General features: G+C 65.0%; 22 protein-coding genes and 2 tRNA genes. 9 read left to right on the top strand and 15 right to left on the bottom strand.

The window, feature by feature from the left end; genetic code table 11:
- Positions 1-17: 17 nt before the first annotated feature.
- Positions 18-1,598, top strand: a complete 1,581-nt coding sequence (locus ACUXST_RS09830; protein WP_458389797.1) for a lysine--tRNA ligase — start codon at positions 18-20, stop codon at positions 1,596-1,598.
- 45 nt (positions 1,599-1,643) lie between these two features.
- Here the strand turns inward: ACUXST_RS09830 and ACUXST_RS09825 are convergent, their stop codons facing one another.
- Positions 1,644-2,705 carry a class I SAM-dependent methyltransferase gene (locus ACUXST_RS09825; RefSeq protein ID WP_458389796.1) on the bottom strand — a complete coding sequence of 354 codons (1,062 nt, stop codon included), beginning with the start codon at positions 2,703-2,705 and terminating at the stop codon, positions 1,644-1,646.
- 123 nt (positions 2,706-2,828) lie between these two features.
- On the opposite strand from ACUXST_RS09825, the gene ACUXST_RS09820 reads away from it, so the two are divergent.
- The gene (locus tag ACUXST_RS09820) at positions 2,829-3,554 is read left to right on the top strand and encodes a winged helix-turn-helix transcriptional regulator (protein WP_458389795.1); all 726 of its coding nucleotides are present in this window, start codon (positions 2,829-2,831) and stop codon (positions 3,552-3,554) included.
- 12 nt (positions 3,555-3,566) lie between these two features.
- Here ACUXST_RS09820 and ACUXST_RS09815 read toward each other — a convergent pair whose 3' ends face one another.
- The 3 genes from ACUXST_RS09815 to ACUXST_RS09805 all read right to left on the bottom strand — a co-directional run bounded on the left by ACUXST_RS09815 (position 3,567) and on the right by ACUXST_RS09805 (position 6,899).
- A complete protein-coding gene (locus ACUXST_RS09815; RefSeq protein ID WP_458389794.1) occupies positions 3,567-5,390 on the bottom strand; it encodes a DUF885 domain-containing protein in 1,824 nt (607 codons plus the stop codon).
- A 94-nt stretch (positions 5,391-5,484) separates the two neighbouring features.
- Positions 5,485-6,333: an RcnB family protein gene (locus ACUXST_RS09810; RefSeq protein WP_458389793.1), complete on the bottom strand. Its 849-nt coding sequence runs from the start codon at positions 6,331-6,333 to the stop codon at positions 5,485-5,487.
- Between the two features lie 29 nt (positions 6,334-6,362).
- Positions 6,363-6,899, bottom strand: coding sequence for a (2Fe-2S)-binding protein (locus ACUXST_RS09805; RefSeq protein ID WP_458389792.1), 537 nt, complete (start codon positions 6,897-6,899; stop codon positions 6,363-6,365).
- A gap of 54 nt (positions 6,900-6,953) precedes the next feature.
- Here ACUXST_RS09805 and ACUXST_RS09800 point away from each other — a divergent pair, with 54 nt between their 5' ends.
- On the top strand, positions 6,954-7,733 hold the full coding sequence (locus tag ACUXST_RS09800; protein ID WP_458389791.1) for an alpha/beta fold hydrolase: 780 nt from the start codon (positions 6,954-6,956) through the stop codon (positions 7,731-7,733).
- A 12-nt stretch (positions 7,734-7,745) separates the two neighbouring features.
- On the opposite strand, the gene ACUXST_RS09795 is transcribed toward ACUXST_RS09800, so the two are convergent.
- Positions 7,746-8,654, bottom strand: a complete 909-nt coding sequence (locus tag ACUXST_RS09795) for a cell wall hydrolase (RefSeq protein WP_458389790.1) — start codon at positions 8,652-8,654, stop codon at positions 7,746-7,748.
- Positions 8,655-8,959: 305 nt separating this feature from the next.
- Between ACUXST_RS09795 and ACUXST_RS09790 the strand changes: the two genes are divergently transcribed.
- Positions 8,960-11,257 carry a bifunctional salicylyl-CoA 5-hydroxylase/oxidoreductase gene (locus ACUXST_RS09790; protein ID WP_458389789.1) on the top strand — a complete coding sequence of 766 codons (2,298 nt, stop codon included), beginning with the start codon at positions 8,960-8,962 and terminating at the stop codon, positions 11,255-11,257.
- Here the strand turns inward: ACUXST_RS09790 and ACUXST_RS09785 are convergent.
- Positions 11,247-12,950, bottom strand: a complete 1,704-nt coding sequence (locus ACUXST_RS09785) for a hypothetical protein (RefSeq protein WP_458389788.1) — start codon at positions 12,948-12,950, stop codon at positions 11,247-11,249. The two genes, ACUXST_RS09790 and ACUXST_RS09785, sit on opposite strands and share 11 nt — an antisense overlap.
- A 132-nt stretch (positions 12,951-13,082) precedes the next feature.
- Between ACUXST_RS09785 and ligD the strand changes: the two genes are divergently transcribed.
- Positions 13,083-13,958, top strand: coding sequence for a non-homologous end-joining DNA ligase (gene ligD / locus ACUXST_RS09780; RefSeq protein ID WP_458389787.1), 876 nt, complete (start codon positions 13,083-13,085; stop codon positions 13,956-13,958).
- Positions 13,959-14,043: 85 nt separating this feature from the next.
- Entirely contained in the window at positions 14,044-14,472 is a 429-nt protein-coding gene (locus ACUXST_RS09775; protein WP_458389786.1) for a DUF4383 domain-containing protein, read from the top strand.
- Positions 14,473-14,522: 50 nt separating this feature from the next.
- Here ACUXST_RS09775 and ACUXST_RS09770 read toward each other — a convergent pair.
- Positions 14,523-14,615, bottom strand: a tRNA-Ser gene (locus tag ACUXST_RS09770).
- 44 nt (positions 14,616-14,659) lie between these two features.
- Positions 14,660-15,550: an aldose 1-epimerase gene (locus ACUXST_RS09765; RefSeq protein ID WP_458389785.1), complete on the bottom strand. Its 891-nt coding sequence runs from the start codon at positions 15,548-15,550 to the stop codon at positions 14,660-14,662.
- Positions 15,551-15,645: 95 nt separating this feature from the next.
- Here ACUXST_RS09765 and ACUXST_RS09760 point away from each other — a divergent pair, with 95 nt between their 5' ends.
- The gene (locus tag ACUXST_RS09760; RefSeq protein ID WP_458389784.1) at positions 15,646-15,966 is read left to right on the top strand and encodes a hypothetical protein; all 321 of its coding nucleotides are present in this window, start codon (positions 15,646-15,648) and stop codon (positions 15,964-15,966) included.
- A 31-nt stretch (positions 15,967-15,997) separates the two neighbouring features.
- On the opposite strand, the gene ACUXST_RS09755 is transcribed toward ACUXST_RS09760, so the two are convergent.
- Positions 15,998-16,088: transfer RNA gene (locus ACUXST_RS09755), tRNA-Ser, on the bottom strand.
- A gap of 115 nt (positions 16,089-16,203) precedes the next feature.
- Between ACUXST_RS09755 and ccmA the strand changes: the two genes are divergently transcribed.
- Entirely contained in the window at positions 16,204-16,800 is a 597-nt protein-coding gene (ccmA, locus tag ACUXST_RS09750; RefSeq protein WP_458389783.1) for a heme ABC exporter ATP-binding protein CcmA, read from the top strand.
- Positions 16,797-17,432 carry a heme exporter protein CcmB gene (locus ACUXST_RS09745; RefSeq protein ID WP_458389782.1) on the top strand — a complete coding sequence of 212 codons (636 nt, stop codon included), beginning with the start codon at positions 16,797-16,799 and terminating at the stop codon, positions 17,430-17,432. Before ccmA ends, ACUXST_RS09745 begins: the two co-directional genes overlap by 4 nt.
- Here the strand turns inward: ACUXST_RS09745 and ACUXST_RS09740 are convergent.
- From ACUXST_RS09740 to ACUXST_RS09715, 6 genes are read right to left on the bottom strand one after another with little or no spacing between them, the layout of a single operon-like run.
- Positions 17,429-18,292 (bottom strand): class I SAM-dependent methyltransferase, encoded by an 864-nt coding sequence (locus tag ACUXST_RS09740; RefSeq protein ID WP_458389781.1) that lies wholly within the window; start codon positions 18,290-18,292, stop codon positions 17,429-17,431. The genes ACUXST_RS09745 and ACUXST_RS09740 overlap by 4 nt on opposite strands.
- Complete coding sequence (locus ACUXST_RS09735; RefSeq protein ID WP_458389780.1) at positions 18,289-19,518, bottom strand: M16 family metallopeptidase; 1,230 nt, start codon at positions 19,516-19,518, stop codon at positions 18,289-18,291. Before ACUXST_RS09735 ends, ACUXST_RS09740 begins: the two co-directional genes overlap by 4 nt.
- Positions 19,515-20,114: an SURF1 family protein gene (locus ACUXST_RS09730; RefSeq protein WP_458389779.1), complete on the bottom strand. Its 600-nt coding sequence runs from the start codon at positions 20,112-20,114 to the stop codon at positions 19,515-19,517. Before ACUXST_RS09730 ends, ACUXST_RS09735 begins: the two co-directional genes overlap by 4 nt.
- Positions 20,111-20,467, bottom strand: a complete 357-nt coding sequence (locus tag ACUXST_RS09725; RefSeq protein WP_458389778.1) for a DUF983 domain-containing protein — start codon at positions 20,465-20,467, stop codon at positions 20,111-20,113. Before ACUXST_RS09725 ends, ACUXST_RS09730 begins: the two co-directional genes overlap by 4 nt.
- A 15-nt stretch (positions 20,468-20,482) precedes the next feature.
- A complete protein-coding gene (locus ACUXST_RS09720; protein WP_458389777.1) occupies positions 20,483-21,301 on the bottom strand; it encodes a cytochrome c oxidase subunit 3 in 819 nt (272 codons plus the stop codon).
- 49 nt (positions 21,302-21,350) lie between these two features.
- Positions 21,351-21,884: a cytochrome c oxidase assembly protein gene (locus ACUXST_RS09715; RefSeq protein WP_458389776.1), complete on the bottom strand. Its 534-nt coding sequence runs from the start codon at positions 21,882-21,884 to the stop codon at positions 21,351-21,353.
- Between the last annotated feature and the right edge of the window lie 7 nt (positions 21,885-21,891).

Here is a 21,891-nt window from a genome sequence, read left to right as displayed (position 1 = left end):
ACAGAAGAGCAACGCAATTGGACGCCGAAAGCCTTCGCACAGCCGCACTGACGTCCAAAGCGTGGCCCTATGAGGAAGCGCGCAAGCTGCTGAACCGCTGGCCCGACGGCAAGCCGGGCGGCGCTCCGGTGATCTTCGAAACAGGCTACGGGCCATCGGGACTGCCGCACATCGGCACCTTCAACGAGGTCGCGCGGACGAGCTTCGTCCGGCATGCCTATGAGGAGCTGACCGGCGGCGCGCCGACGCGTCTGATCGCCTTCAGCGACGACATGGACGGGCTGCGCAAGGTGCCCGACAACGTCCCCAGCCAGCAGATGCTGACCAAGTATCTCGGCAAGCCGCTGACGCAGATTCCGGACCCGTTCGGCACGCACGAGAGCTTCGCGCATCACAACAATGCGATGCTCCGCTCCTTCCTCGACCGCTTCGGCTTCGACTATGAGTTCCTGTCCGCGACCGACTGCTACACGAGCGGCCGCTTCGACGAGGTGACCCGCAAGGTCCTGGCGAGCTGGGACGCAATCATGAGCGTCATGCTGCCCACACTTCGCGAAGACCGCCGCCAGACGTACTCGCCACTTCTGCCCGTTTCGCCGAGAACCGGCCGCGTGCTGCAAGTGCCGGTTGAGGTGGTGGACGCCGATGCGGGGCTGATCGCCTTCGACGACGAGGACGGCAGCCGCGTGCGGCAGTCCGCCCTGGGCGGCGCCGGCAAGCTGCAGTGGAAGGTCGACTGGGCCGCCCGTTGGGTGGCGCTTGGCATCGACTACGAAATGGCCGGCAAGGACCTGATCGACAGCGTCATACAGTCGGGCAAGATCGCCCGAGTCCTCGGTGGCCGTCCGCCGGAAGGCTTCAACTACGAGATGTTCCTCGACGAGAAGGGGGAGAAGATCTCCAAGTCGAAGGGCAACGGCCTCAGCCTCGACGAATGGCTGCGCTATGGAAGCGAGCCGAGCCTGTCCTTCTACATCTACCGCGAGCCCAAGCGGGCCAAGAGCCTGCACATCGGCGTCATCCCGCGAGCGGTGGACGAATACTGGCAGTTTCGCGGCAATTATGCGGGCCAGCCGATCGAACAGAAGCTTGGCAACCCGGTTCACCACATCCACCGCGGCGCCGTGCCGGCGACGACTCTCCCGCTGACCTACGGCTTGTTGCTCAACCTCGTCAGCCTGCCCGGGGTTGCTGACAAGGACACCGCGTGGCGCTTTGTTCAACGCTACGCGCCGGGCACTTCGCCGGAAAGCGAACCCGAACTCGACGAGCTCATCGGCCTGGCGGTCAACTACGCCCGCGACTTCGTCGTGCCCACCTTGCAGCGCCGCGCTCCGAGCGATCTCGAGGCTGCAGCCCTGCGCGACCTCGACGCCGAACTCGCGAAGCTGCCCGCCGGCGCGGACGGCGAAGCGATCCAGAACGCTGTCTTCGAAGTCGGCAAGCGCCACCCGTTCGAAAGCCTGCGCGGCTGGTTCCAGGCGCTTTACGAGACCCTGCTCGGCTCCAGTCAGGGCCCGCGCATGGGCAGCTTCATCGCCCTCTACGGCATCGACAACACCCGCAAGCTGATCGCCGAGGCGCTGGGAGCAGTTTAGCTATCTCGTCTGCTTTGCCCCGACGCTGATCGGGCTTCGGGGTTCTCAGGGTCTTGCTTCCAGAACCATGTTGAACGGAGTAGACGCGGATTTTCGCACGTGGTTGAACCCTGCTTCCCTGAGGACCTGGCTGAGCTTGGCCTCGCCAGCCTGCGCGCCGAGCCCGAGCCCCACTTCCTGCGCCAGCGATCCCGGCGTGCAGATCATCGTCGAAGCGGAATAGTACATCCGTCCGACCGGGTTGAGATTCTCCTCGAGATTGTTGTTCGCGAACGGCTCGACGATCATGAATGTCCCGTCCGGTTTCATGACCTCGCGGATGCGCCTTGCGACGCCCACCGGGTCGCCCATGTCGTGAAGACAGTCGAAGCAGGCGACCAGGTCGTAATCCTCGTCGGGAACGTCTTTGCCGGCGGCAAGCTCGAACCCGACGTTGCCGTTTGCCCCGGCGTTGACGGCGGCTCTTCGAGCCTGCTCGATGGACGCGTCATGGTAATCGTAGCCAGTGAATTGGCTGTTCGGAAACGCCTCGGCCATCAGGAGGGTCGATGCGCCGTGGCCGCAGCCGACGTCCGCGACTTTCGCGCCGGCAGTCAGTTTGTCGACGACACCCTCGAGTGACGGCAGCCAGTCGGAAATGAGATTGGCGCGGTAGCTGGTGCGGAAGAACCGCTCGGTCCCGCGGAACAGGCAGTCATGGTGCTCATGCCAGCCGAAACCCTTGCCCTGCTTGAACGCATCGGTGAGTTTCGGCTCATCGATATAGGCCGAGGCGATCAGCTCGAATGCGCTTGCTACGTAGACGGGCGAGTCCTCATCGGCGAGCGCCATCTGCTGCTCGGGGGACATCGAAAACTGCCTCCCGTCCGGATCATAATCGACGAAGCCAGAAGCCGCCTGTGCCGCGAGCCATTCGCGCACATAGCGCTCGCGTACGCCCGTGAGCTCGGCCAGCCGTTCCGACGACATTGGGCCGTTTTGGGCGAGTGCCGCATATATCCCGAGCTTCACGCCCATGATGACAAGCGGTCCACTCATCGCGGCGCTCATGTCGGTCACCATCTTGCCCATGAACTGCTCGAGTTTCTGTTGATCGATTTGCGCCATGTCGTTTCCTCCAGGCAGCCCGTCCGGTCCTCCTGGGCCGGCTCCTCCGGGCTGTTGGCACCGGCTTTGCAGGTTTCTGAAAGGGCTCAAGTATAGTAACTGAACCGGTGAGGGGGTTCGGAAATGGACGGTACTCCGCTCGATACCGGCGGTGGACACGTGTCGCTGATCGGGCAGTTCTGCCCCATCGCGATGGCTGCGGACCTGCTCGCGACTCGCTGGACCCTCGTCGTCGTCAGTGAGCTGCTGTCCGGATCAACCCACTTCAATGAAATCCGACGCGGCGTGCCGCGTATATCCCCCGCGCTGCTCGCCAAGCGACTCAAGGAGCTTCGAGAGGCCGGGGTCATCACCCAGGAAAGCGGCCGGTACTTCCTGACGCCGTCTGGTCGGAATCTCGAGCCGATCGTGCAGGCGATGGGCCGCTGGGCACTCCGCTGGGCCAATTCGGACTGCTCACTGACCAACCTCGATGTGCGCCAGTTGATGTGGAACATGCGCCGCAACTTGCGCCCCTGGTCGACGCTAGCGCGCAAGACGGTCGTACAGTTCAGCTTCCCCTGTCTGCCAGTGGATCAGCGCTTCCACTGGCTCATCGTCGCCCCGGAACAGCCGGTCGACCTGTGCTCGATCGATCCGGGGGTCGATATCGATCTCCTCGTTACGGCAGACTTGCGCGCGCTGACGTCCGCCTGGTTGGGAATCAGCGAGTTCGAGGAGGAGATCGAGTCCGGACACATCAGCCTCGACGGCGATTCTTCCCTCGCGTCGACATTCACCCGATGGATAGGGCGCAGCGGGCTTGCAGCCGATCCGGCGACTGTGACCCGGTGCCAAACGGCAGGCTGAGAGGCGACGCGCTTAGCTCGACCGTTTCTCGGCGATCCAGCGGTCGATCTTCTGTTCGAGGATCGCGAGCGGAAGGGCGCCGGTGCCAAGCACCTGGGCATGGAATTCGCGGATGTCGAACTTGCGGCCAAGTTCGGTTTCGGCCCTTTTTCGAAGCCGCTGGATGGTCAGCGCGCCCACCTTGTAGGCGGTCGCCTGGCTCGGGATCGCGATATAGCGCTCGACCTCGGCGGTCGCGTCCGTCTTTCCCATGCCCGAGTGCGACAGCATGTAATCGATCGCCTGCTCGCGCGTCCAACCCTTGGTGTGGATGCCGGTGTCGACCACCAGGCGCATGGCCCGCAGCATCTCGTCGTTGAGAGTGCCGAAGCGGGCGTACGGATCCTTGTAGAAGCCCATGTCGTAGCCGAGCGTCTCCGAATAGAGTGCCCAGCCTTCGACGTAGGCCGTGTTGCCGCCGAACCGCATGAAGGACGGCAACTTCTCGTCCTCCTGCGCCAGGCTGATCTGGAAGTGATGCCCGGGTTCGCCTTCGTGCAGGAACAGGGTGGTTTCGCCCCAGGTGCTCCGCGTCGGCAGGTCGTACGCGTTGAAGTTGAACGTGCCCGGCCGCGACCCGTCGGCGCTGCCCTGCTCGTAGGAGCCGCCGGCTTCGAACTTCTCCCGGAACGGGTCGTAGGGCCGGATGACCAGCTTGGTCTTGGGGACGGTCGAGAAGAATTGCGGCACCTTGGCCTCGACTGCCTTCTTGATCCGATAGAAGTCCTGCGTCAGCGATTCCCGGCTCTTCGGCTGAAACTTCGGACTGGTTCGCATGTAGTCGAAGAACTGCTGCAGCGTGCCGCTGAAGCCGACCTCCTTCTGCACGTCCTCGAAGCCCTTGATGATCCGCGCGACCTCGCTGAGGCCGAGCTGGTGGATCTCCTGGGGTGTCTTCGGCAGCGTCGTCGTCGACTGCACCTGGTAGCGGTAGAGCGCGTCGCCGCCCTTCATGTACATGAGGCCGACGCCCTCGCGTGCATGCGGCAGATACTGGTTCTGCAGGAAGTCTCGCAGGCGGCCGAGCGCCGGGTAGATCTCGGTCGCAATCGACTGGCGATACGCCTGGGCGAGCCGCACCCGGTCGGCCGGACGGACCGTCGCCGGGAAGTTCTTTACTGGCTCGAAATAGGGCGAATCCTCAGGGCTGAGCTTGAGCTGTCCGTCGAGCTGCTCGATCATGTTGCGGACCGTCAGCTTGGTGTCGACGATCCCCTCGTCCTGGCCGCGGCGCCACATCGCGATCGCTTCGTTGACGTTGCGCACGAAGTCCCGGTTGCGCTTCAGGCTGTTCTCGTAATCGGCAACCGTATTGAACGGAGCGCCGCCTTTGCCGCTGGCAAATGTCGCATATTCCGTCTGCAGCCCGAAGAAATGGTTCATTGGCCGCACGATCCGAGGCTCGAGTAGCGTGGGCTGTAGCCCGCGCAGCGTGTCCTTGGTTTGGTAAGCGAAAACGTCGTAGGCGATCTGATCCGTCGCGCCGAGCTGCGCGCGGTCAATCGTCTGCAGCTCCGCAAGGTCGCGCTGCGCCGCGATGCGCTCGCCCGCGAAATGCTCCGGGCTGTAAAGGTCGCCGAGACGGTCCGCATAACGCAGGTCGCCGCGGTAGATGGCCTGCATAGGATTGCGCCGCAGCGTGTCCTCGTCGCTGCGCTTGAACAGATTGAACAGGCGGTCGTGCGGGCTCGCCTCCGTCGTAGCCTTGGCTGGCGGCGCCGGCGCGGCTGCGGCAGCGGTCGCCGCGAGGGGGACGAGGCATGCGGAAATAAGCGCGATTCGCGTCGTGACGGCCATGGCGGGTTACTCGTCGATGTCTGCTGCAATCAGACGTGAAAAGGGGCGCTGCGGCAAGACCGCAACGCCCCTTCGATCAACGCTTGTACGAAGTCTACCAGAAGAAGTTGTTGATCACGTCCACAACCTCGCCGGAGTAGAGATCGACGAGCAGCGCGTCGTTCCAGTAACGCACCCACTGCGTACCCGGAGGCGCATAGGGGAGGCGGTACATCCACGGATCGTTGATCCAGTAGCGGTTGCTGTAATAGCCGGGCTGCAGGCGCCAGCCGACCGAGAACCGCTGATAATTCCAGCCGAACGGATCGAAGTAGACCCCGACGTGGAAGCGCGAACGGTGCTGGTTGCGCCAGTTGCGCCAATCATAGCGGCGGTCGTTGCGCCAGTTATGGTTCCAGTTGGAACGGTCGCGATTGCGGCTGTCGACGCGCACCTGCTGCGTGCGTCCATAGCGCTGGCCGTTGGTCCAGCGATCGCGCTGCTGGTACCCGCCCGAGAACTGCTGCCGCGCATCACGATCGATCCGCACGCCATCCGGACGGTCGATCCGGCGAGCGATGTAACCGCCCTGCTGCCCGCGTTGCTCGCGCGGGCGCCAGTTGCGGACGCTGTCGGGCGCATCGGACGACCGGCGGCGATCACCCGCGTAAGGGTTCTCGCGCATGACCGGTTGCACACGGTCCAGCTGCGGGCGATCGGGTCGTCCGTAGCCGCCCGAGAATTGCGGACGCTGGACATCGACGCGCCGCTCCGACCGGTCGGAGCGATCGAAGCGCGGCCGCGCCTGAGCGCGGTCACTGCGCTCCGCACGAGCCGGGCGCTCGGCGCGCTCCTCCTGACGACGAGAACGATCGTCGTTGTCGTCGTGATGGCGCGGACCCGCCGCGGCGAACGCCGGCGTTGCTGCGCCGGCAAGAAGAAGACCGAATAGGAACTTACGCATCACCTGCTCCCCACCTGAGAAAATCCTGGTCACTGCGGTGAGCTGTGCGCTTCGCCAGATGAAGTGGGGGTGAATTGTTGTTGCGCTCTTTGTTCATGTAGCGGCGCCGCGTGCTGCTTCCCCATTGCCGCCGCTGCGCGGGCGATCGCCTTCCGGATCCGCGGATATGCTCCGCATCGGCAGATGTTCGGCAGCGCTGCCATGGCCTCACTTCCCGCGGCAGAGCCCGCCTGTAGCGCCGCCGCAATCGCCATGATGAACCCCGGCTCGCAATAGCCGCACATCGTCACCTGCTCGGCAAGCCAGGCCTGTTGCACAGGATGCGACCCGTCCGCGGACAGCCCCTCGATGGTCGTCACGCGTGCCCCCTCCAGCGTCCCAAGCGCGAGGCTGCAGCTCGTCACCGCGCGGCCATCGACGATGACGGTGCACGCGCCGCAATCGTGGCTATCGCAGCCATATTTGGTGCCGGTCAGGTTGGATGCGTCGCGCAGTGCCCAAAGCAGCGGCGTCTGCGGATCGAGCCTGTATTCGACCGCTTCGCCATTGACCGTCATCTTCGCCATCGCCGCAGGCTAGCGCGGGAAAGCCGGCGCTGCCAATATGGCGCGATGGGGCGGGTGGAGACTTCGCTGGGCATTGCCCTCGGCTTCGAGGACGCTGGCAACGGAGAGCGGACGCCGATCGTCTTCCTCCACGGAGTCGGTTCCGACAAGTCGGTGTGGCGGCGCCAGCTCGAACATTTCCGGTCGGAACGGCGCGCGCTGGCGTTCGACTACCCCGGCTACGGGGACAGCGACCCGACGCTTGAGGGCACGACCCGGGACACCTATGCGACGGCAATCCTCGACGCGATGGCTGAGCTTGGCGTCGCACGCGCCCACGTCTGCGGCCTCTCGCTCGGCGGAATCGTTGCCATTGCAATGAATCACGCAGCGCCCGATCGCCTCGCTTCTCTCATTCTCGCCGATACCTTTGCCGAGCACCCGGACGGCCGCGCAATCTACGAACGGTCGGTCGCCGGCAGCGGCGACATGCGTGCGCTTGCCGAATCACGCGCCGACGTGCTGCTCGCGCAACCCGCCGATCCGGCAGTCCGGCACGAAGTCATCGAAACGATGGCGCGCATCGACCCTGCGGCTTATGTCATCGGCGCCGCCGCCGTCTGGCTCGCCGACCAGCGCGAGCGTGCTCATGAGATCCGCGTGCCGACGCTGGTGCTTTGCGGCAGCCAGGACAGGCCAACGCCGCCACCCCTTTCTACGGCGCTGACCAGGCTAGTGCCGGGCGCTCGCTACGAACCGATCGAGGGTGCCGGCCATCTCGGAAATCTCGAGCAGCCGGATCAGTTCAACACGCTGGTGAATGCGTTCATCCGCGGAGTCGACTCGCGCAGCTAAAACGGCGCGCTACTACTTGCCCGAGGCTCGGGCGCCAGCCGCTCCCTGGGCGTTGTCGCCACTTGCTTCGTCGAGCGCCGACGGTTGCGCAGAGGTGTCGAGCAGCGCTGCGATGCGATAATCCAGCCCCGGCTTCGGAGCGCTAGCGTGCGCTTCTGGCTCGTTCGTGATTTCCGCCCTTTCACCCATGTAACGGGCGGAGAAGGCGGCTGGTTCGCCCCAGCCTCCCGGCAGGCGATAGAAGATGTGCTGGCCGATCGCGGCGACCTTCGCGAGTGCCGGCGCCCAGGCGGGAGCGACATAGTCGGCGTGATAATGGGTCGCCTCGCCGACCGAAGCTTCGACATAGCCCGACAGCGCTTGGCGAGCGATCAGCTCGGCCTCGCGCCATGCGCGTGGCTCGGGCCGGCGGTCGAGCGCGCCATTGCAGACGAAACTGAACTGGCATGTCCCCGTGGCGGCCCCCTGGAAGACGACTCCGCAGATGGACTTGGCGAAACCCGGGTGCCGGACACGGTTGAGGACGACCTGCGCAACTGCGCGTCGTCCCTGCAACGGCTCGTAGCCGGCTTCATAATAGACGGCCTGGGTTAGGCATAGGAGGGCGCGGGACTGCTGTTCTCCGTCACCGGCGAGGACGAAGGGGATCGCCGGCTTGAGCGGCGCGCTTTCGAACCGAAGTGCGGCATTGAAGACCTTCGCTTGTTCGGCCGTTTCAGGGCGATCGAGGTTCGCCGCGCCCTCGGCCGGTTCAAGCTCAGACAAGGCGACCGTGACCGAGGCCGCTGCAGTCGGCTCACCGCTGCGCGCCAAAGCGACGCTGCCCATGGTAAGCGCAAGCGCGACCGCCGCTCCCGCCTTCACCCGAGTCGGGTGCCGCAGGATCGCAACTAGAAGCACAGCGGGGTCGAACAGTCTCAAGATTGCATTTACCTCGATTGGCAAATTCCCATGTACGCACCGAGGTTTAAGGACCCGTTATCGGGCAGTGAACGGGGTCGAGGATCGCTGACCCACTGCGGGACGGCGGTCGCCCCGGGTCGCCGCCGCAGCCCCGCCGAGCCGCGGACTGTCCTACAGGCGCCATTCTGTGTCATTCAGCCGCTCATGGTCCTTGCCGTCAACCTCGCTGCCGGTCCCACGTCTTCTTCCCCGCACGCACGTGCTGGTGCGCGCGAATGTGCCCGCGTCAGTGGGAACATTCGTGAACATTCGGACCGCGGCGAATGAAGATCGCATGCGTCGGCGGCGGCCCGGCGGGCCTGTATTTCGCGATATCGATGAAGCTGCACGACCCCGCGCACCAGGTCGAAGTTCTGGAGCGGAATGCCGAAGGCGTCACATTCGGCTGGGGCGTCGTCTTCTCCGATCAGACTGTTGAGAACCTCACCGCCAACGACCCTGCTTCCGCCCAAGTCATTGCTCGTGAGTTTGCGCATTGGGACGACATCGATGTCCACTTCCGTGGCGAAACCATCACCTCCTCGGGTCACGGGTTCATCGGCATCGGTCGCAAGCGCCTGCTGCAGATTCTGCAGGATCGCGCGCGCGCGCTCGGGGTCGTGATTCACTTCGAAGTCGAGTGCGACCCCGCCGATTCGAAATGGCTTGATTACGACCTGGTCATTGCGTCGGACGGCGCCAACTCACGTTTCCGTGATGCGCAGGCTGACGCGTTCGGCATCGACGTCGACGTGCGCGCGAACAAGTTCGTCTGGCTCGGCACCTCGAAGGCATTCGACGCCTTCACCTTCGCGTTCGAGGAGACGGAGCATGGCTGGGTCTGGGCGCACGCGTACCGCTTCGCTCCGGACTGTTCGACCTTCATCGTCGAATGTTCGGAGGAGACATGGCGAGCCATCGGCTTTGACCAAATGGACCAGGCGGAAAGCATCGCCACCTGCGAGCGGATCTTTGCCAAATATCTGGACGGGCATTCACTTCAATCCAATGCCGCGCATCTCGTCGGTTCGGCGGCATGGCTGAACTTCCGGCGCCTCAAGTGCGAGCGCTGGAATGCCGGGAATTTGATCCTGCTCGGCGACGCTGCGCACACCGCGCACTTCTCCATCGGCTCCGGCACCAAGCTTGCGCTTGAGGACGCGATCAAGCTTGCCGAGGTGCTGAACCGCGACGAGCTGTCGCTGCAGGCTGCCCTCGACGAATATCAGTCGGAGCGCAGCCTCGAAGTGCTGAAGCTTCAGAACAGCGCGCGCAATTCGACCGAGTGGTTCGAAACGTTGCATCGCTATCTGCATTTCGAGCCGCTGCAATTCGCCTACTCGCTGCTGACGCGAAGCCAGCGGATCAGTCACGAGAACCTGCGGTTGCGCGACCGCGAATGGCTGGAGCAAGTCGAGCGATGGTTCTGGCAGCGCGCGGGCGTTCCGGGCAAGAGCGCGCCGCCGATGTTTGCGCCTTTCAAGCTGCGCGAGCTTGAACTTTGCAATCGCATCACCGTGTCGCCGATGGCCATGTATTCGGCGGAGGAAGGGACTCCGAACGACTTCCACCTCGTGCACTACGGCGAGCGCGCCATGGGCGGCGCCGGCATGGTGTTCACCGAGATGACCTGCGTGTCGGCCGCAGGCCGGATCAGCCCCGGCTGCACAGGAATGTGGAGCACTGATCACGTCGCCGCATGGAAGCGCATTGTCGATTTCGTGCACGCCAGCTCACGCGCGAAGATCTGCCTGCAGCTCGGCCATTCGGGTGGCAAGGGTTCGACGCGCGTCGGCTGGGAAGGCAACGACCTTCCCCTCGAGGACGGCAACTGGCCGGTGATAGCGGCGAGTGAGGTGCAATGGTCGCCCCTCAATCAGATGCCGCGTCCGATGACCCGTGCGGACATGGACGAAGTGCGCGATCAGTTCGTCGCCGCGGTGCGCCTCGGGCTGGACGCCGGTTTCGACATGATCGAGCTGCACGCGGCGCACGGTTATCTCTTGTCGAGCTTCCTCACGCCGCTGCAGAACCGCCGCACCGACGAATACGGTGGCGGCCTCGAGAACCGCTTGCGCTTCCCGCTCGAAGTGTTCGCCGCGATGCGTGCCGCATGGCCGGCCGGTCGACCGATGTCCGTCCGCATCTCGGCTACGGATTGGGCGGGCGACGACGGCATCACGCCCGAAGAAGCAGTCGCGATCGGCGAAGCATTCGCCCGTGCAGGCGCGGACCTGATCGACGTTTCGGCGGGACAGACGTGGACCGGCGCGCAACCGGTTTACGGCCGCATGTTCCAGACGCCATTCAGCGACAAGCTACGCAACGAGGGCCGCCTCGCGACAATGGCCGTCGGCAACATCTATGAGCCCGACCACGCCAATTCCATTCTCGCGGCGGGCCGCGCCGATCTCGTGGCTTTAGGCCGCCCCCACCTCATCGATCCGATGTGGACGCTCCGTGCCGCCGCAGCGCTCGACTACCGCGGAGTCCACGTGCCGCCGCAATATCTCAACGGCATGGCCCAGCTTGCCCGCAACCTGAAGCGCGACGCGGAGGTCGCTGCAGCGCTCAGGGTTTGAATACGCGGAAGCTGTGCGGCAGGATCGTCACGGCCTGCTTCGTCTTGCCGGTCACGTTCACCCGAGCGGCATCGTCCCGGAAGTTCTCGACGACGAACGCGCCATTGTCGTAGGTGAACAGCGCGACGTGGTCTGGCGCGTCGATCTGTACCGGTTGATCGGCGAACAGATACTGCTTCAGGCGCGTGATCAGCGGCTGGGGCAGATTGTAGAGGTCGCCGAAATTCTCCGGGATGTTCCACAGGTACAGCGTCCCGTTGGAGTAGTGATCCATGACAGCGATCGGGAAGCCTTTCTTGGCCGCTACGCCGCGGATGATTCCCCAGCTGTCGTTGGTGTAGAAGCGCACTTCGGGAAACAGCACCGGCTTCGACTTTGCTGCTTCCTTGAGCTCCTTGCCCGCGCCCGCTCCGAACCCGTCGAAGTAGCGGTCGATCGAGATTGTATGGCCCGTCATGTGCCACTCGGCGAGCTGCTCGAAACCCTTGCCCTGCATCGCCCCGAGGAAACCGGACGTGACGACGACATTGGCGCCGCCGTGCAGGCTGGCCTGGATCTTCGCGATGATCTGCGGATCGGTCGCCGCTGCCTGGGTCAGCAGGATCGTGTGCGCCCGCGTCGGATACTCGGGATAGAGCTCGATCGGCACGCCGAGGTTGCCGATGTAATTGTGCAGGAAGTCCTCGCCGCTGGCGTGCGCCGGCCTGTAGCTCGCGACGCCGAGGGGATTGCCGAGGTCTCCCAGCACGCTGTCGACGACGTGCAGCGCTTCATTCGCCGCGCTTGCCCAGCCGCCGGCGCCAACCGGCCAGCGGAAGCTGGTTGCCTGTTTCGCCCACGGCCGCTCGCCCGCAGTCGCCGGCTTGTCGCTCGCCATTGCGCCCCACTCGAACAAGGTCTGCTCCGGCGCCTTGGCGAACAGGCCGTCCCACAGCTGCTCGGGATATCGGTCGATTGAGCGGATATCGTAGGTGTCGACCCATGCGCCCATGTTCGCGCCCGGACGGATGTTCGAGAAATAGCGGACGACGTTGTAGCTCTCGTACTGTTGCAGAAGCTGGTCCGTGATCTCCGGATCGCGAGTTTCCGTGCCCGTGTAGATCGCGTCGAACATGTGCGCTTCGTCGGCCAGGTCGAAACCGGTGCCGTGGAAATGCTCGTACCAATTGGGATATTTGATGATCACGCGGACACGCGGGTTTTCCTGGTGCGCGGGCCCGAGCACGAGGTCGCGGCTGACCTCGCGCATCCGGCCGATGCGGTAGTCCGTCCAACTGCGCGAACCCTTCGCGGCAATATCGGCGTCCGACTTGGTATTGTAGAAAAAGAAGTCGTCGAGAACGACCTCGTCGAAGTGCCGCGAGATCAGGCGCACGGCGCGCTCGCACTCGGCGCGATCAGAGGGCGTTTCGTAATCGAACGTGCCGAACTGTCCGCCCGAGCCGCCCGCCGCCAGAGTGATCCCGCCGGACGTCAGGATGCCCTTGGCCTGGAACTGGCGCTTGACGGTTTCGAGCTCCGCATCGGTCGCGAACTTCCGGTCGCGATATGGCCTCGATGTACACCTTGTCGAACTGGAGCTGCGACGAGACGCGCGCGAACTGACGCTCGAAAGTCGCCGGATCGGCAAGCTTCTTCGTGTCGCCGACGGTGACGTAAATCGCCGCGCGGAAATGGCGGTACGCTGCTGCATCGCCTCGCGCAGCGATGCTGATCCCAAGCAGCGCAATTGCGGCGCTGACGATCCGGTGCAAACGCATGCTCTCCCCCACTCGCCTGTTAGCGTTACCAATAGCTCTCACGCTGGCAGGAGCAAGCAGGTCGGGTGGAGCGTTCGCTGCGCATGGTGTGGACGCCCGAGCCGACCTACGACAAGCCCGAGATCAGCGTTCGCGCAACGACTCTGTACTACCAGATCGTCGCGCCGATCATGCTGCCGTTCCTCGACCGCCGGCTGCTCAACCTGTTCCGCTGCCGCGAAGGCAAGTGTTTCTTCCAACGCAACCGCGAGCATCCGCCGACCGGCAAGGAGTTCGACGCCCTGGTCCACTTCGAACCGGTCACTCAGAAGAACGGCAGGACCGAGGATTACCTGTACGTCGAAGGCGTTGAGGAAATCGTCGCCTGCGCCAAGGTGCAGACGGTCGAGTTCCACGGCTGGGCGAGCCGCGCCGGCGAGGTCGAGACTCCCGACCGGATGGTCATCGATCTCGACCCGGACCCGCAGCTCGGCTTCGCGGCCGTCAAGGACGCCGCGTTCCAGCTTCACCGCTCTCTCGAAGCGCTCGGCCTGCAAAGTTTCGCGCTGCTCACCGGCGGCAAGGGAATCCACATTGTCGTGCCGCTGGGACCAGAGGCTGAGTGGGACGAGCTTCGGGAGTTCGCCAAGTCCTTCTGCACCGCTCTCGCGGATGCGGACCCCGGACGATTTACCGTCGCGCTTCCCAAGAAGGAGCGCCGTGGCCGCATCTTCCTCGACTTCCTCCGCAACCAGCGCACGGCCACGGCAGTCATGCCCTATTCTGCCCGGGCGCGGGCCCAAATGCCGGTCGCTGCACCGGTCACGTGGGACGAATTGCGCGACGTCGATCGCTCGGACGCCTTCACCATCGCGGCCGTCGAAGAACTGCTGAAACGCTCCAGATCTCGCTCCCTGAAGGGCTGGGGCTTTGCAGAACAAAGCCTGCCACGCCTCAGTTGATTGAACTTTCGTTCAGTAAAGCCGTTGGCCCTATGGCGAATCCAAACAAGAACAGCAGTAAAACAACAGTATAGGAGGCAAGCTGATGGACACTCGCAGGTTCGCTCTGATCTGGGGCATCCTCTTCCTGGTGATCTTCGCAGGCGGCGTAATCCCCGGCCTGCTGCAGCCGCCCGGAATGAATGACCCGAACCTCTCGATGGACGCGATGTACGGCCGTGAACTCGGCCTGTTCCCCGTCAATCTCATCCATGACGGGGTCCACCTGATCTTCGGAATCTGGGGGATCATCGCCTATCGCAGCTGGGACGCAGCCAAGACCTACGCCCGCATCACCGCGGTCATCTATGCCGTGTTCGTGATCATGGGCCTCGTCCCAGGTCTCAACACGACCTTTGGACTGGTGCCGCTGTTCAGCCACGACGTCTGGCTGCACATCGTCCTCGCCGCTGGAGCCGCCTATTTCGGCTTCTTCCACCGCGACGACCGTTCCGGCGAAGCGCGCAGCAGCTAGTTAACTGTAGAAGCGGCGCGCGTTAGTCTTCGAACAAGCGCGCGCCGCACTGGCGGAGACGGAGGGATTCGAACCCTCGGTACGGGAAATCCCCGTACGGCGGTTTAGCAAACCGCTGGTTTCAGCCACTCACCCACGTCTCCGGATGCGGCAGAGCCGAGGGCTATAGTGGCGGGTTCGAGGCGGTTCAACCGGCCCGTGCCGGCCGCACTTCGATCCGCGAGTCCAGGCTCATCTCCTCACCCGGCTCAAGCACGCGCATGCCTAGTTGGGGCCATTCGGCCTCCGGGGCGTTCAGCGCCGCATTGGCGTGAGTGACAGGCTCAACCACGCAAATGCCTCCTGCCGGCGGCGAGTAGAGCTGAAAGAACTTCGCGTGGGGGGAGGCAACGGCGATTTCGTACGGCCAATCGGGATCGGACAGAACCGCCTCCCCGCCCCAACCGCCGAAGCCGTTATCGAGGTCCTGAGCGCAGACGAGCCGGTCCTTGAGGTCGTAGCGACCGGTCGCCGGAACCTTGTCGACCGGCAGCACCTCAGCGTCGATCGTCCAAGCCGCATCGACGTTCGTGTTGATCCGCGTCTGCGGTCCACAGGGGAAGTAGGGGTGCACGCCAATTCCGCACGGCATCGGCTCTTCGCTCGCGTTGCGGCAGGTCAGCCGCAGCGAGAGGCCGCCGCGGTCGAGCGCGAAACGCTGCGCCGCCTCATAGGTCCACGGCCATTCGGCGGCCTCATGCCGGTACGTCAGCACTGCGCTCCGTTCATCAGCGGAACCGATCTGCCACGCGTTCAACCAGCCTTGACCATGCAGGGGGCTCGGATCGCCGGCCATGTTGGGCGCAAGGCGGACCTCGCGGCCGCGGAACCTGAAGAAGCCGCCGCGGATGCGGTTGACGTAAGGCACGAGGGGAAAGCTTGCCGCCTCGAGCACCTTGTCGAGCGGTTCGGGGGATTGTCGGAGGATCGGACGCTCGGTGCCGCCCTCCATCCAATGAAGCCCGGCAATGCTGCCGCCGAGGTCAGGCCGCAAATCGAGCCGCAGATTTCCTGCACGAAGGATGAGTGATCTATTCACAGCCGCGAAACTCTCCTGGGGATAAAAAGCACATATGCGTTGCGCAGGGATTCGCGCGAGCGGTAATTAGCCCCGGGGCCGGGGAGGGTCGGTAAATGAGCAGGCGCGTCAAAGAATTCGTCGACATCGACGACCACTCGTCGATCGATGACCTGATCGAAAAACTGGTCGAGCTTCGTGACGGCTTGCCGTCCGACGCCGAACCAGAGCTCCGGCTGCGCGGCGACGAAGTGTTCGGCCGCAAGATCAGCATCTCCTACATGCGCCCGCAGACGGACGAAGAGGCAGCGTGCGAGAAGCGCTACGCCGAAGACGCCCGCGCCGCCAAGGAGCGCGAGCTTGCCCGTCTCCAGGAAGAACTCGGCGTCGGCTACGCAACGCCGGCCAAGCGCGGAAAGCTACGCATCGTCGCTTGAGCAGCTCCGGCAGCTTGCCGGAACAGCGAATTGGCGGAGCGGGAGGGATTCGAACCCTCGATACGGTTTTGCCGTATACTCACTTTCCAGGCGAGCGCCTTCGACCACTCGGCCACCGCTCCGCCCGCAACCCGTGGGCTGCATAAACCAGAATAGCCTGGAAGCGGGCCCATCTAAGGAGAGGCGGCCCGCGGGGCAACCTTGCAGCTTCTCGCCTGGCAACCCTATGCGATGGTCATGCGGAGCGTCGCACCAACGCCGTCGGCGGATGACACCTTGCGTGACGAGCCGCTGCTGCGCTTCTCGGGGGTAACGCTCCAGCGCGGGGGGCGACGACTCTTCGAGAATCTCGATCTTGAACTTGGTGCGGGGGACGCGCTGCACGTGCTCGGTCCTAACGGGAGCGGCAAGTCCAGCTTGATCAGGCTGTGCGCGGGCCTCCTCCGCGCAACATCCGGCGAAGTCCGGCGCAGCCGGGTGGCCCTCGCCGATGACTCGCTCGCGTTGGACCGCGAACTGCCGCTTGGCCGCGCGCTTGGGTTCTGGATCATGCCGGTCGAGCCCGCGATGGAGGCTCTCGGAATAGCCTACCTTCGCGACGTACCGGTGCGGCTGCTGTCGTCCGGTCAGCAGAAGCGCGCGACGCTGGTGCGGGTGACCGCCTCGGGTGCGCCGCTGTGGCTGCTCGACGAGCCGCTCAATGCGCTCGATGCCGACGGGGCAGAGCGCCTCGCGATGCTTGTCGCTGAACATCGGGCGTCGGGCGGTGCCGTGATCGCCGCGTCGCACCAGCCGCTGCCGGGCAACTGGCGGGTACTGGAGCTGGGCCGTTGATCGGGCGGCTCATCGCGCGGGACCTGCGCCGTGGCTTGACCGGCGCGGCGTGGCTGCCGATCGCCTTCTTCCTGCTCGTCGCGACGCTGATGCCGTTCGCGATCGGTCCCGATGCGGCGCTGCTCGGCCGCGTTGGCGCGGGTGCGCTGTGGATTGCAGCCCTCACTGCAGCGCTGCTTCCGATCGAACGCCTGATTGAGCCGGACCGGGCCGACGGCGTGCTCGACCAGCTCGCACTTGGCGGCGCTGCCGAGGAAAGCATCGCCGCAGCGAAAATCGTCGCGCACTGGCTCACCTTCGCACCGTTGCTGCTCATCGCAGCCGTTCCCGCTTCGGCACTGCTCGGCATGGACGGGCGAAGCCTTGGAAGAACGGAGCTTGCGCTGGCGGTCGGGACGCCGGCGCTTGCAGCGCTGACGGTTGCCGTAGCGGCGGTGACTGCCGGGATGCCACGGGCATCGTCGCTAGCTGGAGTACTGCTGTTCCCGCTAGCCGTGCCGCTGCTCATCTTCGGTGCGGCGAGCAGCGGGGGGGATTCAGGCGGATTACTGCTCGAGGCGGCGATATCGCTGCTGCTCACGGCGGCCGCGCCGTTTGTCGCCGGCGCTTCGATCAGAGCTGCAAGAAGCTAGGCCCTGCTCCAGCGGGCGAAGATCGCCGTTGGGAGCAGCAGCCCCCGGGCCTCTTCGCGAACGGCCATCTCGCCAAACTCGACCATCCCGCCGAGGTCGCCGAGTGTCTGCTTCACAAGTTCGCCGATCGCCAACGCCGACATCCGAACGGCATAGACCGTCAGCACCAGGAAGCGGCTGTCCGCGTCCAGAAGTCGGCGGCAGTCGGCAAGCAGCGGCGCGACATTCTCCTCCAGCCGCCAGACCTCGCCTTCAGGCCCACGGCCAAACTTGGGCGGGTCGAGCAGGATCCCGCCGTAACGCCGGCCCCGCCGTACCTCGCGCGCCGTGAACTTTGTCGCATCGTCGACCATCCAGCGGATCTGGCGATCACTCATTCTAGACAGCCGTGCGTTGTCCTTGCCAACCTCAACCGACTTCTTTGATGCGTCGACGTGGACCAGGCGGGCGTCGGCGTCGCTCAGCAGCAACGTGCCGACGCCCGTGTAGCCGAACAGGTTGAGGACGTCGGCATCCGCCGCACGAGCCCGCATCCAATCCCATTGCGGCGCCATGTCCGGGAAGAAGCCGAGGTGTCGGAACGGCGTGAGCGAAGCGTGGAAGCGGACGTTGCCGCGCGCGAGCTCCCACTGTCGGGCGACCGGGCGATGCTGCACCCATCGGCCGCCGCCCTCCTCGTCCGAACCGGGAACGAAGGTCGCGTCCGGATCCCAGTTCTCGTGCGCGGGAGCCCACATCGCCTGCGGCTCCGGCCGGGCGACGATCACATCCCCGTAGCGCTCAAGCTTCTGTCCGTGCCCGCAGTCCAGGAGTGCCCAGTCCTCCCACGGCTCCGCTACGAGCGTCTGGAGAACGGTCACGCTGCCAGTGCGAGCTTGGCGCCCACCGACGCAATCGCGAGCGGCCCTTCGAGCAATGCTGCGCCGGCGGCGCGAACCTGGGCAACGTCGACAGCCCGCAACTGGGCAACAAGTTCGTCCGTCTCAAGTGGACGGCCAAACACTTCAATCGAGCGCGCCAGGTGGTCGGCCCGCCCCTGCGCAGTTTCGAGCGCCATCAGCAGCGACGCCTCAATCTGGGCCCGCGCGCGCTGGAGTTCGGCTTGGGTGAGGCTATCGGCAGTTGCCGCAACGAGATCGCGGGCGAGTGCAATCGATTCGGAAGCGCGCGCGCGTTCGGCGGCACAGCCGATCCCAACCGTCCCGACATCGGCAAAAGTTTGGTTCCAGGCGTAGATCGAATAAGCGAGCCCGCGCTCTTCCCGCAGCTCCTGGAACAGGCGCGACGACGTGCCGCCGCCGAGCGCCTGCACGAACAACGTGAGCGCCGGCGTGCCGTTGTCGGCCGCGGGAAGTCCCTGGAATGCCAGGCACCAGTGCGCCTGCTCGAAGCTTCGCCGGTCGTTGCGAAGGCCGCCGGTAAATCGGGCCGGTTCGATCGCCGGTTCGGAGCGCGCTTCCATGTCGCCGAACAGGCGCTCCGCGAGTGTTCCAACCTCGTCCGCATCCACCTTGCCGCTTGCCGAAAGGATCATCCGCGACGGGACGAACTCACGCTCCAGCCAGTCGCAGCAATCCTTGCGGGTGGCGGCCTTGATCGAAGCCTCCGTGCCAAGCACCGGGCGGCCGATCGGCTGCCCCTCGAACGCAGCTTCGAACAGGTGATCGTGGACGAGGTCCTCGGGCGAGTCGGTGCTTTCCCCCAGCTCGGACAGGATGACCTGCTTCTCCCGCTCGAGATGCTCCTCTTCGAAATGCGGTGCGCGGACCAGGTCGGCGATCAGCTGGGCGAGCAGCGGCAGGTCGCGGGCGAGCGAGCGGCCATGAAATGCCGTCTGGTCTCGCGCAGTCCAGGCATTCAGCGAACCCCCGACATCCTCGATCACTTCCGCGAGAGCTCGCGTGTCGCGGCCGCCGGCCCCCTTGAAAACCATGTGCTCGACGAGGTGAGCAACGCCGCCGTTCGGCTCCGCCTCGGATCGCGATCCCACCTTTACGTAAAGCCCTAGCGCCACGGATTCCGCGCCCGGAAGCGGGTCCACGGCGACGGTCAGCCCGTTGGAGAGGCGCTGCAGCTGCGCGGTCACGACTTCGCCGCTCCCGCCGACCAGCGCTTGCGCACGGCCAGCCCATAAATGACGAGCGCCACCAGCGCGAACGCGAACCACTGGAAGGCGTAGGAGCGGTGGTTGTTCGGGATCGACTGCAGGGAAGGCGGCGCGCTCGGCTGGAGGCCCGGCGGCGCGCTCGCGGCCACCAGCCGCATCCCCGTATGCGAGTCCGGAGCGATGATGCCGCTGACCGGGCCGCCCCGCCAGTTCACCGGCGCGTTCGGGTTCTTGGACCAGCCAACCTCAACGGCCATGCCAGGCCCCTCGGCGCCGGTGCGGCACATGATCAATTGCGAATAGCCCGGCTCCCCAGAAAGGTTCTCACCGGCAACTGCGCGCTTGCCGATGGGCTGGAGGCACATGCCCGTTGCATTGCGGAACAGCGGCAGCTGGTCCTCGCGCAACGGCACGGTGGGCCAGGCGATGGGCGGCAGTTTCTGCGCCTGCGCATATCGCGTCATGAGGCCATCTTTCCACGTCGCGCGGCGGAGCTGCCAGACGCCGAGCGCAATCATGGCCGCAACTGCTGCGGCAACGATGATGGTGGGAATAACGGGAAGGCGCCGGATCATTTGGCGAGTTGCCCTTCGCGCGCGCGGTGGTGGTACTCCTGCGCCAGCAGCAAGGCTTTCGCCAGGCGCAGCCCGCCAATCGTCAGAGCCGCGGCCACGGGGACCCACACGAGGTGCACCCAGAGGGGTGGCTCAGCGGCGGCATCGAGGACAAGGGCGCCAACAACGACGAGCGCGCCGACGATCAGGATCAGGAAGGCGGCAGGCCCGTCGCCCACATTAAAGGCGCTGAGGTCGAGGCCGCAATTGCGGCAGGCCGCCGCGAACCGCACCCAACCCGCGAAAAGGGTGCGCGCTCCGCAGCGCGGGCAGGCGCCCGTGAGTGCCACCTGAAGGGCCGTGGGCTCAGCCATGCGAGCCCCGCCGGCTCACCCCGCGTGCGGCGCGCCCCAGCCGCCCCAGACGTAGATCGAGGTGAACAGGAACAGCCACACGACGTCGACGAAGTGCCAGTACCAGGCCGCGGCTTCGAAACCGAAGTGCTGCCGCGGGGTGAAGTCGCCCTTGTAGGAGCGGATCAGGCAGACGATCAGGAAGATCGTGCCGACGATGACGTGGAAACCGTGGAAGCCGGTCGCCATGAAGAAGGTCGCACCGTAGATGTTGCCTTTGAAGGCGAACGGCGCGTGGGCATATTCCCATCCCTGGATGAAGGTGAACGTCAGGCCGAGCAGGATCGTCATCCACAGGCCGAGCTTTAGCCCTTGCCGGTCGCCGTGGATCAACGAGTGGTGGGCGAAGGTCACCGTCGTTCCCGAGCAGAGCAGGATCAAGGTGTTGAGCAGCGGGAAGCCCCAGGGGCTCAGCACTTCGACACCCTTGGGCGGCCAGACGCCGCCCACCGCGTCGACTGCCGACGGGAAGAGCGAGCTGTCGAAGAATGCCCAGAACCACGCGAGGAAGAACATCACCTCTGAGGCGATGAACAGGATCATCCCGTAGCGCAGGTGAAGCTGCACCACCGGGGTGTGATAGCCCTCGTGAGCCTCGATGACGGTGTTGCGCCACCAGTTGTACATGGTGAAGAGGACGGCCGCGAGGCCGATCCCGGCGACGATCGGCCCGTAGCGGTTGTCGTGGAACCACATGACCATTCCGCCGAACAGCGCGAAAGCGCTGAAAGCGCCGATCAGTGGCCAGGGATCCGGCTCGACGAGATGATAGTCGTGGTTCTTGGCTCCGGCCATATCGTCTCAGCTTCCCTCGTCTCGTTCGTCGGGTCGTAGGCTCCGGCCTCTAGCGGGCCGTTGCGGCACTTTCCACCGGGTAAAATGTGTAGCTTAGCGTGATCTCGTCGATGTCGCGGGTGTCCTCGTCATCGCGAAGCTTGGGATCGACGAAAAAGATCACCGGCATGATCGCCGTCTCGCCGGGTTTCAGCGTCTGCTCGTTGAAGCAGAAGCACTGGATCTTGTTGAAATACTGCCCCGCCGTGTCCGGGCTGACATTGTAGACTGCCTGGCCGGTGATGGTGCGTCCGCTGAGGTTGGTCGCCTTGTAGAAGATCTGGGTCTTTGCTCCCGGCGCGATGCGGACGGTGCGCTGCATCGGCTCGAACCGCCAGGGCAGGCCAGGATGAACGTTGGCATCGAAGCGGACGCCGATCTGTCCGGCGACAGCTCCCGGCGCGCGCTCGGCGCGGATCGGAGTGCCGTCGAACCCGGTCAGCTGGCAGAATGCGCGGTAGAGAGGCACCGAGGCGAACGCCATGCCGAGGGCGGCGAGCGCAATGACTGCCGTGATCAGCGCAACCCGGTTGTTCCTCTGCACGGCAGCA

It is taken from the genome of Sphingomonas sp. F9_3S_D5_B_2 (assembly GCF_054263715.1).
Note: the sequence above shows the minus strand (reverse complement) of the source record. Positions and strands in the feature narration are given on the sequence as shown.